Origin of the sequence: Chryseobacterium culicis (assembly GCF_900108365.1) — a bacterium.
GTDB classification, from domain to species: Bacteria; Bacteroidota; Bacteroidia; order Flavobacteriales; family Weeksellaceae; genus Chryseobacterium; species Chryseobacterium culicis.
Genome location: NZ_FNWQ01000002.1, coordinates 675,630 through 690,128, shown reverse-complemented (window position 1 = coordinate 690,128; position 14,499 = coordinate 675,630). Strand labels below are relative to the sequence as shown.

The following is a 14,499-nucleotide window of genomic DNA, read 5'->3' as shown; positions in this document are numbered from 1 at the left end:
AATATTACAATTGGAGGGCTTAGAATTCCCCTCTTTTGGAGGGGTGGCGAAAATTCAAAGAATTTTTGACGGGGTGGTTTAAGCCATTAATAGTATTGCTGACTTCCATGATTTAAAAACTTCAAACAGCTTTGTTTGTATTGTTATTTTAAGAATCAACAACACATACACATTCGTCTGCCTAAAAGAAGTGGTTGAGTTTTTTTGTTTTTTTTCAGATCATCATGAAAATTAGCCATATAATTAATTTAAGGTGTGTAAATAACGGTATGAAAAATCACCAAATGTTTCTTCTGCAAGTCTTTTCTGTACATATATTCCGAAAAGCTCATCCAGCGTGGTCAGAATTTCTTCTTCGCCAATGTTTTCTTTAAATTTTGTATTCAGTCGCATTCCTAAGCGGTCTCCACCGATGTGAAGATTATATTTCCCATAAGCGGTGCCCACAAATCCGATTTCAGCATTGGGAGATCTTCCGCAGCCGTTTGGACAGCCGGTCATACGGATGGTAATATCTTCTTCCAGCAGTCCATATTTTTCAAGAATAGGTTCTATTTTAGTCACCAAAGAAGGTAAATAACGCTGTGCTTCCGCCAAAGCCAGCGAACAGGTGTTCAGGGCCACGCAGGCAACAGAGTTTTTACGTAAGGCACTTGCTCCATGGGTATACTCTGAAATTCCGTGTTCTTTTAAAATATTTTCAATTTCAGGTTTATCTTTTTCCTCAATATCAGCCAGAATAAGGTTCTGGTTGCAGGTAAATCGGAAATTGGCTTTACCCGTCTGTGCGATTTTTAATAATCCTGATTTTAAAGGATATTCTGCGGTGTTAAGGATTCTTCCGTGCTCTACAAATACCGTATAGAACCACTTTCCTTCATGATTCTGAATCCAGCCATAACGGTCTTTTCTCTGTTCAAACTTAAATTCCCTGGCAGGTTCAAAGCTGAATCCTGTTCTTTTTTCTACTTCTGTTCTGTACTGGTCGATACCCAATTTATCAATCGTGTATTTTAATCTTGATAATTTTCGGTCGCTTCTGTTTCCGAAGTCTCTTTGTACGGTGATGATTTCGTAGACTGCTTTTAATACTTTTTCTTCGGTATCCACAAATCCAAGGATGGATGCAAGACGGGCGTAAGTGGCTTCATTTCCATGAGTGGCTCCTAATCCACCTCCTGCAGCGATATTGTACCCTACAATTTTATCATTTTCGATAATTGCGATCAGGGCAATATCATTAATGAAGACGTCCACATCATTATTGGGCGGAACAGCTATTCCTATTTTCAGTTTTCTTGGAAGGTATCTGTCCTGATACAATGGATCCTCTTCGGCTTTACGGTCTACCAGAAGTTCGTCATCAATCCAGATGTCATAGTAAGCTTTGGTTTTAGGAAGGCACATTTCGCTGATTTTACCTGCCAGTTCATAAGCTTCCTGCTGCAAAGGCGATTCCGAAGGATTGGCAGTACAGGTTACATTTCTGTTAACATCTCCACAGGCCGCTATAGAATCCAGATGCTTCAGGTTGAAGCTCTGAATGGTAGGTCTTAAATGAGATTTTAAGATACCGTGGAGCTGAATGGTCTGTCTTGTCGTTACTTTAATGGTGCCCGTAGAATGATCCTCTGCTGTTTCATTCAGTCCTACCCATTGTTCAGGAGTTAAAAAGCCGCCGGGAAGCCTTAATCTGATCATGTAAGAATACAGCCATTCCAGTTTTTTGGAGACACGCTCTTCCCTTCGGTCTCTGTCGTCCTGTTGGTACATTCCGTGAAATTTGATCAGAGTCTGGTCATCTTCCCTTATGGCTCCGGTAAATTGATCAGCAAGGCTCTCTTTTAAAGATCCTCTGAGCCCGTTGCTGCTGGTTTTGATCCTTTCTACCGGTGAAAGGTTTTCTTTATCATTGTTCATAACTGTTTTCTTTAATTTTTACGAATACTTCTTTAATACACATCTTTAGCATATCTGCCGCTCATCTCCATATCTTCCAGATACAGCACGGCGTCTTCTCTGCTGCGTTTTCCTTCATTCTGAATAATGGTAAGAAGTGTTTGTTCTACATCATAAGCCATGGGTTCTTTGGCTCCGCATACGTACACCGATGCTCCGCCTTCCAGCCAGTAAAATACTTCCTGAGCTTTTTCTTCCAGCCTGTGCTGAACATATACTTTCTCAGCGGTATCTCTTGAAAAAGCAAGATCTAAATGTGTTAAGCTGCCAGTTTTAAGAAAATCCTGAAGTTCTGCCTGGTAAAGAAAGTCTGATACAAAGTTTCTGTCGCCGAAAAAAAGCCAGTTTCTTCCTGCTGCACCTGTAGCATCACGTTCCCAAAGAAATGATCTGAAAGGTGCTATTCCTGTTCCCGGACCGACCATGATGATATCTTTATTTGCTTCCGGAAGTTTGAAATGTCCCGCCTCCTGAATATAAAATTCTATTTCTTCTCCTTCTTTGAATTCGCTTAGAAAACCACTGCATAATCCGTTGTGTTTCTGATGATCAATAAAGAATTCTGATTTGGCAACAGTAATATGAATATCCGTATCACCATGAGCTTCCACAGAGGAAGATATTGAGTAAAGACGTGGGGCTTGCGCTGTCAATATCTGAATGATGTCTTCAAACTCATCTGCATTTTTTACCGGATAAATCCTAAGCAGATCAAGAAGGCTTAATCTTACTTCCGGGATGGAATGTCCCGTTATTTTTGCATATTGAGCCACCACGGATTTAAGGAGATAACTGATATTAAGATGCTTGTGCAGAAGTTCTTCTACAGCATCTGTAATTTTTGTTGTTTCTACCTGTTTCTTTGGATCAATTCCTGTGAGAGCAATAATTTCATGAACTACTTCCTTTGAATTGAATGGAATCACTCCCAAAGCGGCACCAGGTTGGTAGGCAAGCGCTTCTTCGGTTTCAATTTCAATATGGTAAGTTTCTTTTTCAGACGTAATATCATTTAGATTGATGATGGCTGAAACTTTTCCCAGATATTTCTTTCTTCCGGTAGAAGCCTTTGGAGCTGAAGTGTTTTTTGTACTCTGACCAGCATTTTTATTGACAGTGTCTAATACATGCTCTATCCAATGAGAAGCTTCCTGCTCGTAATCAATATCACATTTTTTTAATGGAATAATACGCTGAGCACCCAATATTTCAAAACGCGAATCTACATCTTCTCCGGTTTGGCAGAATAAAGGATAGCTGGTATCTCCCAAAGCCAATACCCCATATTTTAGTCCGCTGAGATTTATTTCATTTTCATAAATATAATCGTAGAACTTTTTGGCAAGGGCTGGCGGTTCGCCTTCTCCCTGAGTGCTGATGACTACAAAGAAGAACTCTTCTTTAACCAAATCTTTAGGCTTGTATTGGGAAAGGTCTGCCAGTTTTACCTGAAGTCCTTTTTTCTTCACGATACCTGCAAGGGCTGTAGCGAGTTTTTTACTGTTTCCGGTTTCCGTACCGTATGCCAGCGTTATTTTTTTTACCGCATTCTGTGTAGTACTACTCGTTTCCTGTGGCGGCAGAACGGCTGTGAGTGACGATCCTCCTGCAATTCCGGCCAGATATCCACTGGCCCAGATGGCTTCTTCTCTGGAGAGATCTGCGGATATTTGTTTTAGTACGTTTAATTTAGTTTCAGACAGCATATTCAAAGAAATTTTGAGTGGTTGGGATGAGACTTCCGTTTTCTACTGATTTGAAATAAAGACCTTCCTGCTCAGCATTTTTGAGCCATGAAAATTCTTCATGGAGGTTCACAACTTTACCCACCACTACCAATGATGGGGATGCAAAGTTTTTATCTCCGAATTTTTCATTAAAATCATCAAAGGATGAGGTATATACCTTTTGGAAAGGGGTTGTAGCCTGTTCAATGACTGCAATTTTTTTATCACTCGAGATCTGAAGTTCTTTCAGCTTTTCAACAAGTGGGGTAAGATTTCCTTTAGACATATAGAAAACAAGGGTATCATCAGTCTGGGCAAGTTCTTTCCAGTATTCCTCACTTACGATCTCTGATTTATAATAAGTCAGAAAACGGACGGATGTGGAATATCCTCTTGCTGTTAAAGGCATTCCTGCAAAGGCTGCAGCCCCTAAAGCGGCTGTAATTCCCGGAATAATTTCGTAAGGAATATGATTTTGTTTTAAAGCCTGCAACTCATCCAGAATATTGGAAAATATGGAAACGTCTCCTCCTTTCAATCTTACAATAGTTTTATTCTGACGGGCATACTCCACCAATAAAGCATTGATATGAGACTGAGGGGTGGAAGCATTTTTGCTGCATTCTTTTCCTACATAAATGATTTCTGTGTTTTCATTAACGTAGGTTTCCAGAATTTCCGGGCTTACAAGACGGTCGCATAAAATGACGTCTGCTTCTGCGATAGCTTTTACTGCTTTTACAGTGATGAGGTCAGGATTGCCGGGCCCTGCACCGATAAGGTAGACCTTTGGTGATTTTATATTTGTTTTCATTGAAGTAGGTGTTAATTAAGGATTTAGAAGAGTCCTTCTACAGAAAGGTATCTTTCTCCGGTATCATAATTAATGGTAAGGATTTTAGCGTTTGGCGGTATTTCCGGTAATTGTTTGGCGATGGCTGCTAAAGCGGCTCCTGTAGATACCCCTACAAAAAGTCCTTCTTTTTTAGCGGCATTAACAGCGTATTCATAAGCTTCCTCCTTGCCTACTGTAATCACTCCATCTAAAAGGGTAATATCCAGGATAGAAGGCACAAACCCGGCTCCCAATCCCTGTAACGGATGCGGTGCAGGGCTTCCTCCGCTTAGTACGGGGGATAGTTCGGGTTCTACAGCAAATACCTTTACATCAGGATATTTTTCTTTTACCGTTTTTGCGATTCCGGTAATGTGTCCTCCGGTTCCTACTCCTGTAATGATATAATCGAGTCCGTCCGGAAAGTCTTTTAAAATTTCCTGAGCGGTGGTTTCTATATGTACTTTTACATTGGCAGGATTGTCAAACTGTCTCGGAATCCATGAATTGGCAGTTTCTTCAGCCAATTCATTAGCTTTTTCAATAGCGCCTTTCATTCCTTTTTCTCTTGGAGTAAGCACAAATTCAGCACCGTAAGCTTCCATAATTTTACGGCGTTCTATACTCATGCTTTCCGGCATAACAAGGATGAGTTTGTATCCTTTTACAGCGGCTGTCAAAGCAAGTCCTATTCCCGTATTTCCGCTTGTAGGCTCTATAATGACGCTGTCTTTATGTAATAATCCTTTGGCTTCTGCATCTTCAATCATGGCCAATCCGATTCTGTCTTTAATGCTGCCGCCAGGATTGTTTTTCTCAAGTTTGATCCAGATTTCATGATCTGAACCGAAGAGCTTATTAATTTTTACGACGGGCGTATTCCCAATCGTTTCTAATGCATTCTGAAATTTCATATCAATGTACTTTTTATTTTTGTTTTTTTAGATGACAAAGGTTAATGATTCCGGTAAGGAACTGTTATCCTTTATTTTTATTTCGCTTTTATGGTAAACCAGAGAATTTGCAGGAACATCCTGTGTAATCCATACATTTCCTCCTATAATGCTTTCTCTTCCGATAGTGGTCTGCCCGCCCAGAATGGTTGCTCCCGAATAGATAATCACATCATCTTCTATATTGGGATGCCTTTTCTGATGGGCTTTTTCTTTGGAAACATTCAAAGCTCCGAGGGTGACTCCCTGATAGATTTTGACATTGTTTCCGATAATGGTTGTTTCTCCGATCACTATTCCTGTTCCATGATCAATAAAGAAAGACTTTCCTATCGTTGCTCCCGGATGAATATCAATTCCGGTTTTACTATGGGCGTATTCTGAAATGACACGCGGTAAAATCTTCAATTCCTGACTCCAGAGCTGATGCGAAATACGGTAAACATATGTGGCAAAAAAGCCCGGATATGCCAGGTACACTTCTTCCAGAGAATCAGCAGCAGGATCAAACTCTACAATAGATGTAGCATCGAGAACCAGCAGGCTGTATAATTCCGGTAAAGCTTCAAAAAAATTTCCGGCCTGCTGCTGAGCAAGGATTTGATCTCCTGTGACCGTATTGATAAGTTCTGAAAGTGTTTCCTGCAGGGTTTCAAAATTTCGTTTCAGCTGATCTTCCGTATTGTCATTCTGAGGCAGGAAAAGTGTTTCATACAGATCCTTTACCCATTTTTTGGTCTTTATTTTATCAAAGAATCCATGACTATTATTTTGTTTGGTCTGATGAATTCTTTGTATTAATTGATCGGAAATTGCCATTGTTTTATTGAATTATACAGGCCGCTACCGTTGAATTGGACGTTTCATCCACCAAAATAGCCGAGCCCGTTGTTTTATTATGGGTAAAGCTGTCATACACCAGCGGCTGTGCCGTACGGAGGGTAACTTTTACAATTTCATTCAGTTTAATTTCTCCATCCACCTGTTCTCTGACAAGGGTATTGACGTTGATCTTGTAGTCTACCTCTTTTACCACTGCTTTTACCAGTCTGCTGTTTTGCTGCAAAAGGTATTTATTGCCTGGCTGCAGCGGTTTCTGATCCAGCCAGCATAACAAAATTTCAAGATCTTTTTCCACCGCCGGAATTTGTTCTTCCGTAACAAAAATATCTCCCCGGCTGATATCTAAATCATGATCAAGGTGAATAACGGCAGGCTGTCCCTCAAAGGCTTCTTCCTTCTCTATACCATTAATCTCAATTTTGGTAATTTCAGTAACCAGATCTGCTGGAAGAACGTGGATTTTATCGCCTTTTTTGAATTTTCCGCTTAATATTTGTCCGGCATATCCTCTGTAATCATGCAGTTCATCAGTTTGAGGACGGATTACGTACTGTACCTGAAAGCGGTTTCCGTTATTTTTTTCTTCATTGATTGTTACTTCTTCAAGGTATTCCAGAAGAGAATTCCCTGCGTACCAGTCTGTTCTTGAAGATTTTGAGACGATATTATCTCCTTTTAATGCAGAGATCGGAAAGTAACTTACGTCATTCAAACCCAGATTTTCTGCAATTTTCGAATATTCTGATTTAATGTTTTCAAAAACTTCTTCGGAATAATCTACCATATCCATTTTATTAATGGCTACAGCAACCTTTTTCAACTGTAATAAAGAAGCGATGATGGAATGTCTTCTGGTTTGCTCGATTACTCCTTTTCGGGCATCAATCAGAATAACCATCAGATCTGAGTTGGATGCTCCTGTGATCATATTACGGGTATACTGCACATGCCCGGGAGCATCAGCAATGATAAATTTTCTTTTTGCTGTTGAGAAGTAGCGGTAAGCAACATCTATGGTAATCCCCTGCTCTCTTTCTGCACGCAGACCGTCTGTTAAAAGGGCGAGATCTACTCCGTCTTCGTTTTTATTTTTTGAATGCTTTTCAAGGACTTCCAACTGGTCCTGCAAAATACTTTTGCTATCGTAAAGCAGCCTGCCGATAAGGGTACTTTTACCGTCATCTACGCTTCCTGCTGTTATAAATCTTAATATGTCCATTCGATTGTAATTATAAATAATGAGTAATGGGCAATGAGTAATATTGTGCTGTTTAAGAAGTAAAAGTTGTTTTTCTACTACTTATTATTCATCGCTGATTGCTTATCTAAAAGTATCCTCCTTTTTTCCGGTCTTCCATCGCGGCTTCTGTTACCCTGTCGTCTATTCTGGTCTCGCCGCGTTCTGATATTCTGGTTGCTACAATTTCTTCGATTACGGCATCTATTGTTGTGGCATTGGATTCTACGGCTGCTGTGCAGGTCATGTCACCTACGGTTCGGTACCGGATTTTCCTGGTGGTAATAATATCTTCCGGATCTAAGACTACATGGGAGGAATTGGCAAGCCACTGTCCGTTAAAGTCGATTACTTCTCTTTCATGAGAGAAATAAATGGAGGGGAGCGCAATTTTCTCTCTTCGGATATAATTCCATATGTCAAGCTCTGTCCAGTTGCTTATCGGGAATACTCTCACATTTTCTCCTTTGTGAATTTTTCCGTTGAAAATATTCCAAAGCTCAGGCCGCTGAAGCTTAGGATCCCACTGCCCGAATTCATCACGAACGGAGAATATTCTTTCTTTTGCTCTTGCTTTTTCCTCATCTCTTCTGGCACCTCCAATGCATGCATCAAATTCAAATTCTTCAATCGTATCAAGAAGTGTATAGGTTTGCAGCCAGTTTCTGCTTGGAAATTTACCTTTAGCCTCCGTCAGCTTTTTGCTTTGTATGGTATCTTCTACCTTCCTCACTACGAGATTGACATCTAGCTGTTTTACCAGCTGATCCCGGAAATCCAATACCTCCGGAAAGTTATGCCCGGTGTCTACATGAACAAATGTAAACGGGATTTTCCCATGAAAGAAAGCTTTTCTCGCAAGATGGGCCAGTACAATGCTGTCCTTTCCTCCGCTGAATAATAAAGCCGGACGTTCAAACTGACCTGCTACTTCTCTGAATATATAGATAGATTCTGCTTCAAGCTGATCTAAATAGTTTAATTGATGTATTGACATTTTTTTATTTTTTATTGATGAATATGCAGACCGCATTCTTTTTTGCTGGCATCTTCCCACCACCATCGGCCAGCTCTGAAATCTTCACCTTCTTTGATGGCTCTGGTACACGGTTCACATCCTATGCTTACAAACCCTTTCTTATGAAGGTGATTATAAGGTAAATGATGATCCTTTACATATGCTGTTACCTGTTCCGTAGTCCAATGAAGGATGGGATGAAATTTTATGATCTTATTATCCGGATCCCATTCCAGTTGAGGCATATTCTGTCTGTTGGCAGAGTGTTCCGCTCTCAGACCGGTGATCCATACTTCGTACCCTTTCAGTGCTTTTTTTAAGGGATGAACTTTCCGGATGGTACAGCATGCTTTCCTCTTCTCTACCGACTGATAGAATGAATCAGGACCATTTTCTGTTACCAGCTTGCTAAGCTCTTCCATATCCGGATAGTAGGCTTTGATGTTCTTTTTAAAGAAGGCCTTTGTAGAAGCCCATGTTTCATAAGTTTGTTCGAAAAGTCTTCCCGTATCCAGGGTAAATATTTCAATATTTAAATCTTTTATCAGATGAGTGATGACCTGATCCTCATAACTGAAACTGGTTGAGAAGATTACTCTACCCGGAAATCTTTCAGTCAGTATTTGCAGTGCATTGGTTTGAAAAGAAGCCTCCTGAGCCTCTTTTACAAGATTTTCGAATTCATTTTCCAGACTGTTATTCATTTTGAATTGAGATTTAAGTTTTGCAAATATATATAAAATTCTATAACTCCTATCAAAATGGTAGAATTTAAATAAAAAAAATTTTATTCCTTAGCGATAAACTTAGTAAGAGTAGCCTCCATCATGCTTGTTCTGGTCTTTTCACGAACAATCATTAATTCTTTTCTCAGATAGCAGACTGCTTCGTCCACACAATCGTCACATGCTTCATAAAAATTTAGGGAAACGCACGGTGTAAGTGCAATAGGTCCATCGAAAATACGGTAAATGTCTGCCAGTGAAACCTCATCAGGTGATTTCAGAAGGTAGTATCCCCCTACTTTACCCTGTTTGCTGTTGACAAGTTTGGCTCTTTTAAGTTCAAGGAGAATTTGTTCCAGAAATTTTTTGGGGATGTTTTCGTCCTGTGCAATAACGGAAGTCGGCAGAAAGCCCTGGTTATAATTCCTTGCTAATCTGACCATTGCTTTAAGCGCATATTTGCAACGTTTCGACATCATAATTTCTGCAAGTTATGATAAATTATCTGATAAATGAAATGTTTTATAGTGAAGAAGCACGAAGTGGATGTTTGAGAACCACCCCGTCAAAAATTCTTTGAATTTTTACCACCCCTCCACAGGAGGGGAATTCCCGGTCTTTCATTTGTAATATGAGACCTGTTTACTCTTTCTGTAAAATAAAATAAGCCAGCTCTCTGTCTTCTCGTGCAAGATTTTCAGTTCTGTTGAAGCCACTTTTCAGAAGTACTTTTTGAGATCCGATATTGTCAAGATCGGTTACAGCCACAATATCTTTTTGGTGATTAAGAGAGGAACAGTATTCAACAAGTGCTTTACATACTTCTGTTCCGAGACCTTTTCCCCAATAGTTTTCTCCTATGGTATACCCTATTTCTATTTGTTCCGGGTTGTCCAGGAATACTCTTGCAAGACACATTCCTACAAAATCGTGGTTTTCAGCATTAAATATTCCCCATCTGCTGAAGGATCCTTCTTTATAATCTGCCAATGCTTTATCGAACATTTCTTTGTATTCCTCCTGGGTTTTGTACGGAAGGTACCGGGTTACATTTTCATTTTCGAAAAGATGAGAGAATAAAGGGAATTCTTCCGGAGTAAATTCGCGGATAATGATGATGTCGCTTTTATAGTACATTGAAATGGCATAATGAAATTAGGCAATACGATAAAATTACATAAATAAACTCAGAACCCATCATAAAAATCTAAACTTTCTTGTAACAAAGAAGTCTTTCAGCGATACAAATCGTACATTAAACCTCTAAATAAAAAACTATTCCTACTATGTTTTCAGCAGCCACCTATCAGGAGAGAAGAACCGTATTACAAACCAATGTAGAAAACGGAATTCTATTGTTTTTGGGAAATATAGAAAATCCCGTGAACTTTGAGCATAATCCTTATTATTTTCGTCAGGACAGCACGTACCTATACTATTTCGGAATTCAGGAGCCGCGTATAGCAGCAGTTGTTGACATTGATGAAGATAAGACCATCATTTTCGGCGATGAATTGAGTATTGATGATATTGTGTGGATGGGCAGACAGGAAACCCTGAAAGAAAAAAGTCTGAAATCTGGAGTACAGGAAATCTTGCCATATACGGAACTGTCTTCATATCTTGCAAAAGCACTGGCTTCAGGCAGAAAAGTGCATTATCTCCCTCCCTACCAGTCTGCCAATAAAATTTTGCTTTCAGATCTTCTTGGAATTACAATTTCAGCCTTACAGCCTTCTGTAGAAATGATTAAAGCTGTTGTAAAGCAGCGTTCTGTTAAAGAAACCCGTGAAATTGTACAGATAGAAGAAGCCGTTACAGTTTCTAATGAAATGCATTTGCTTGCGATGCGACTGGCCAGGCCGGGAGTAAAGGAATATGAAATTGCCAATGCCATTCAGTACCTTGCAGCCAATAAAGAATGCCATATGTCTTATCCTCCCATTGTAACGGTAAACGGAGGTATCCTGCACAACCACTACCGTCTCAATACCATGAAAGACGGAGATCTTTTCCTGAATGATTCAGGAGCGGAAACTGCAATGGGATATGCCGGTGACCTTACCAGAACGTTTCCTGTAGGCAAAGCTTTTACAACCAAGCAAAAAGAAATGTATGAAGTCGTTCTGAATGCTTTTAATAATGCCCAGAGTCTTTTGAAGCCGGGCGTTCGTTTCAAAGACATTCACCTGAAAGCAGCCCAGAATCTGGTAGAAGGTCTTATTGAGCTTGGATTAATGAAAGGAAATGCTGAAGAAGCGGTCAAAAAACACGCTCACACCCTGTTTTTCCAGTGTGGGTTAGGACATATGATGGGTCTTGATGTACATGATATGGAAGATCTTGGAGAACAGTATATCGGCTACACGGAGGAGGAACCTAAAGATACCCAAACATTTGGATTGAAATCTTTACGTTTAGGAAAAGAACTGGAATCCGGATTTGTGGTAACGGTTGAACCGGGTATCTACATGATTCCTGATTTGATTGACATGTGGCAGGCTGAAAGCAGAAATGCAGACTTTATTAATTATGATAAAGTAAATGAATACCGAAATTTCGGTGGAATTCGCGTAGAAGATGACTTTCTGATCACAGATGAAGGGTACAGACTCTTAGGAAATGGACTGATTAAGACTGTGGAAGAAATTGAAAATTACAGAGCCGAATACTTGGCTTAATAAAAATTCCCCGGTGCAATCCGGGGAAAATAAGTGTCAAAACCTATAAATTTTTATAGTGGTGTAAAATGATGTAGTTTAAAAGTAACAATGCATGTGCCAAATTAATCACTAATTTATGAAATGTGATTTTTGTGGTACCTTTTCTATGTTATATTTCTGATAACTTCTATTTTTATAAGATTATTATTACATTTGAGTGAATAATTTCTAAAATCATTCATGAAACTACCACGCTCCTATTATTCCAATCCCGACGTTCTCTTTATAGCGCAGGATCTTTTGGGAAAAGTACTTTTCACTGAGATCAATGGTGAAACTACGGCCGGAATCATTGTAGAAACAGAAGCCTATTTTGGCGTACATGACAAAGCTTCCCATGCTTACGGAGGCAGGCGTACAGGCCGTACTGAAACATTGTACAGTGAGGGCGGAGTTTCTTACGTGTATCTATGCTACGGAATCCACCATCTTTTCAATGTTGTGACTTCTGTGCAGGATGAGCCTCATGCAGTTCTGGTAAGAGCGATAGAACCTTTGATCGGCAAAGAAATTATGGAATTGAGACGAAATATGCCCGCCACTAAGCCATCCATTTCTGCAGGACCGGGATCAGCATCCAAAGCATTGGGAATAGACCGGTTATTCAACAGGAAGGATTTAACGGAAAACGAGATATGGATTGAAGACCATGGTATTTCGTATTCATCCGACGAAATTATTGCAGGCCCCCGTATTGGTGTTGCTTACGCACAGGAAGATGCTCTTTTGCCGTGGCGTTTTTTTGTCAAGGGAAACAAATATGTAAGCAAGCCCAATAAAGCATAATCAGGATTTGTAAACCGAATCATAAAACGCTTTATAGTGCGTAATGAGACTATCAAGAGAAAAACCACGGTTTAAGCCGCTGGTATTAGGCAAAACCCAAACTTTTGATCCACAGAAATTTTCAGGCTGTTCGCCCCAGGTAATTTCTTTCTTTTTAGAAAAAGCTTGGTAGGCCGCCTTGCCAAGAAAAGCAATATATTTCGGTTGGCTGGCTGTAATTTTTGATTTAAAACTTTCCAGAGATTCATCAAATTCTTCCTTAGCAAGCTCATCTGCACGGGAGGTTGCTCTTGCCACAGCAGTGGTCAATCCATATCCGAAATCCAGAAGAGACGTGTCATTCACCGCCTCTATTTCATAAGGTGTAAATCCTGACTGATGGAGTACTTTCCAAAAACGGTTACTCCTTCCTGAAAAATGATGGCCGTCATTGGATGATTTCAACCCGGGATTGATTCCACAGAAAATAACGGTAAGGTGTGGTTTAATAATATCTGTCAGCATAATTGATGTGAAATTGATACATTCGTGAAAAATGTGTTGGTAATTCTAATAGAAAACGTTTATTTTTTCCGGTCTTTGCTGTTGCATTCAGAGATAGAAAAAGAACAGCAAATAAATACTGTTCTCTACATTATTTGAAATTCTATTATCTTAATTCTTACTTAAGTTTTTCTCTTATAAAATCTTCAAGCTGCTTACCGTGAAGGTTTTTTGCTAAAATAATACCCTCGCGGTCAATAATAACATTAAAAGGAAGTTCATCTACCTCATAGAGTTTTGCTACCGGGCTTTTCCAGAATTTTAAATCGCTGATCTGTATCCAGTTGATACCAAACCTGTCAATTGCTTTCTGCCAGCTTTCCTTATTCTTGTCTAAAGAGACTCCCAGAATTTCAAACTGATTGTTTTTCACCTGTTCCGAATAAGATTCATACATCGTTTTCAGCAGGGGCTGTTCCTCTACGCATGGAGCACACCATGTTGCCCAGAAGTCAATCAGAACCAGCTTACCTTTTAATGCAGAAAGAGAGAATGAGGTGCCATCTGCCCTGTTCATTATGATTTCCGGAGCTTTTTTTCCTATTTCTATTGTATTTTGAGCAGTGGCAGATCCTGAAAACAGGCTAAAAAACAGGATGGTACAGAAGGTCTTCATATTAATCATTGGTAGGGTAATCTTTATCCAGCCAGTCTGTTTTAATATTTTTCGGAAGATTTAAAAGCTTCGCATTTTTGAAGCCCATTTCCATAAGTAACGCAAAAGCCGGACGTATATTAGGGCATTTTACAAAAGGACAGCATCCACAGTAAATCACAATTTCTCTGTTCTTAGGAATATCTCTAAGATAATTTCTTAGTTTTTCCAGATTTTCAGGTTCATGGGTCGGTCCAATATCTACAGAACCTTTGATGATAGCTTCAGGGCCAACTGAGATGATCACCAGATCTTTTGTTGTATGCTTTTCAATTCTGGAGGCCAGTAAAGCAGGGTCCATAAGCTGGCTGTCTTTCCACGGATCCTGTTTTTGCTGTGCCTGGCTGAAAACCGAACAGACCAGACATGCCATGATAAACAAATACTTCATACTTCTATTTTTCGCAAAGATAAGAGGAAAAGTTTAGAGTTCATGGCTGAATTGCTGTAAGGATGTGTATTGATTTTTTAATATGTAATCCGGTAACAAATAAT

15 protein-coding genes are annotated in these 14,499 nt (G+C 39.6%); 2 read left to right on the top strand and 13 right to left on the bottom strand.

The features are described 5' to 3' along the window. Positions 1-243: 243 nt before the first annotated feature. From BLW74_RS09420 to BLW74_RS09375, 10 genes are all read right to left on the bottom strand, one after another. Positions 244-1,920: an NADPH-dependent assimilatory sulfite reductase hemoprotein subunit gene (locus BLW74_RS09420; protein ID WP_089692170.1), complete on the bottom strand. Its 1,677-nt coding sequence runs from the start codon at positions 1,918-1,920 to the stop codon at positions 244-246. A 32-nt stretch (positions 1,921-1,952) separates the two neighbouring features. Beyond that, positions 1,953-3,665 carry a diflavin oxidoreductase gene (locus BLW74_RS09415; protein WP_089692169.1) on the bottom strand — a complete coding sequence of 571 codons (1,713 nt, stop codon included), beginning with the start codon at positions 3,663-3,665 and terminating at the stop codon, positions 1,953-1,955. Continuing rightward, the gene (gene cobA, locus BLW74_RS09410; RefSeq protein ID WP_089692167.1) at positions 3,655-4,500 is read right to left on the bottom strand and encodes a uroporphyrinogen-III C-methyltransferase; all 846 of its coding nucleotides are present in this window, start codon (positions 4,498-4,500) and stop codon (positions 3,655-3,657) included. The genes BLW74_RS09415 and cobA overlap by 11 nt, the downstream gene beginning before the upstream one ends. A 23-nt stretch (positions 4,501-4,523) precedes the next feature. Further along, positions 4,524-5,435, bottom strand: a complete 912-nt coding sequence (gene cysK, locus BLW74_RS09405; protein ID WP_089692165.1) for a cysteine synthase A — start codon at positions 5,433-5,435, stop codon at positions 4,524-4,526. Positions 5,436-5,462: 27 nt separating this feature from the next. Beyond that, positions 5,463-6,293, bottom strand: a complete 831-nt coding sequence (gene epsC, locus BLW74_RS09400) for a serine O-acetyltransferase EpsC (RefSeq protein ID WP_089692163.1) — start codon at positions 6,291-6,293, stop codon at positions 5,463-5,465. A gap of 4 nt (positions 6,294-6,297) precedes the next feature. After that, complete coding sequence (locus tag BLW74_RS09395) at positions 6,298-7,536, bottom strand: sulfate adenylyltransferase subunit 1 (protein ID WP_089692162.1); 1,239 nt, start codon at positions 7,534-7,536, stop codon at positions 6,298-6,300. A gap of 106 nt (positions 7,537-7,642) precedes the next feature. Next, positions 7,643-8,551 (bottom strand): sulfate adenylyltransferase subunit CysD, encoded by a 909-nt coding sequence (gene cysD / locus BLW74_RS09390; RefSeq protein WP_262487319.1) that lies wholly within the window; start codon positions 8,549-8,551, stop codon positions 7,643-7,645. A gap of 11 nt (positions 8,552-8,562) precedes the next feature. Continuing rightward, entirely contained in the window at positions 8,563-9,276 is a 714-nt protein-coding gene (locus BLW74_RS09385) for a phosphoadenylyl-sulfate reductase (RefSeq protein WP_089692160.1), read from the bottom strand. Between the two features lie 83 nt (positions 9,277-9,359). Further along, positions 9,360-9,776, bottom strand: a complete 417-nt coding sequence (locus BLW74_RS09380; RefSeq protein ID WP_089692158.1) for an RrF2 family transcriptional regulator — start codon at positions 9,774-9,776, stop codon at positions 9,360-9,362. A gap of 163 nt (positions 9,777-9,939) precedes the next feature. Beyond that, a complete protein-coding gene (locus BLW74_RS09375; protein ID WP_089692156.1) occupies positions 9,940-10,434 on the bottom strand; it encodes a GNAT family N-acetyltransferase in 495 nt (164 codons plus the stop codon). A 149-nt stretch (positions 10,435-10,583) separates the two neighbouring features. On the opposite strand from BLW74_RS09375, the gene BLW74_RS09370 reads away from it, so the two are divergent. Continuing rightward, the gene (locus tag BLW74_RS09370) at positions 10,584-11,978 is read left to right on the top strand and encodes an aminopeptidase P family protein (RefSeq protein ID WP_089692154.1); all 1,395 of its coding nucleotides are present in this window, start codon (positions 10,584-10,586) and stop codon (positions 11,976-11,978) included. A gap of 222 nt (positions 11,979-12,200) precedes the next feature. Further along, on the top strand, positions 12,201-12,806 hold the full coding sequence (locus tag BLW74_RS09365; protein WP_089692152.1) for a DNA-3-methyladenine glycosylase: 606 nt from the start codon (positions 12,201-12,203) through the stop codon (positions 12,804-12,806). Here BLW74_RS09365 and mug read toward each other — a convergent pair whose 3' ends face one another. The 3 genes from mug to BLW74_RS09350 all read right to left on the bottom strand — a co-directional run bounded on the left by mug (position 12,807) and on the right by BLW74_RS09350 (position 14,395). Continuing rightward, on the bottom strand, positions 12,807-13,310 hold the full coding sequence (mug, locus tag BLW74_RS09360; RefSeq protein WP_089692150.1) for a G/U mismatch-specific DNA glycosylase: 504 nt from the start codon (positions 13,308-13,310) through the stop codon (positions 12,807-12,809). A 157-nt stretch (positions 13,311-13,467) separates the two neighbouring features. Continuing rightward, a complete protein-coding gene (locus BLW74_RS09355) occupies positions 13,468-13,965 on the bottom strand; it encodes a TlpA family protein disulfide reductase (protein WP_228424846.1) in 498 nt (165 codons plus the stop codon). A 1-nt stretch (position 13,966) separates the two neighbouring features. Next, positions 13,967-14,395, bottom strand: coding sequence for a rhodanese-like domain-containing protein (locus BLW74_RS09350; RefSeq protein ID WP_089692147.1), 429 nt, complete (start codon positions 14,393-14,395; stop codon positions 13,967-13,969). Between the last annotated feature and the right edge of the window lie 104 nt (positions 14,396-14,499).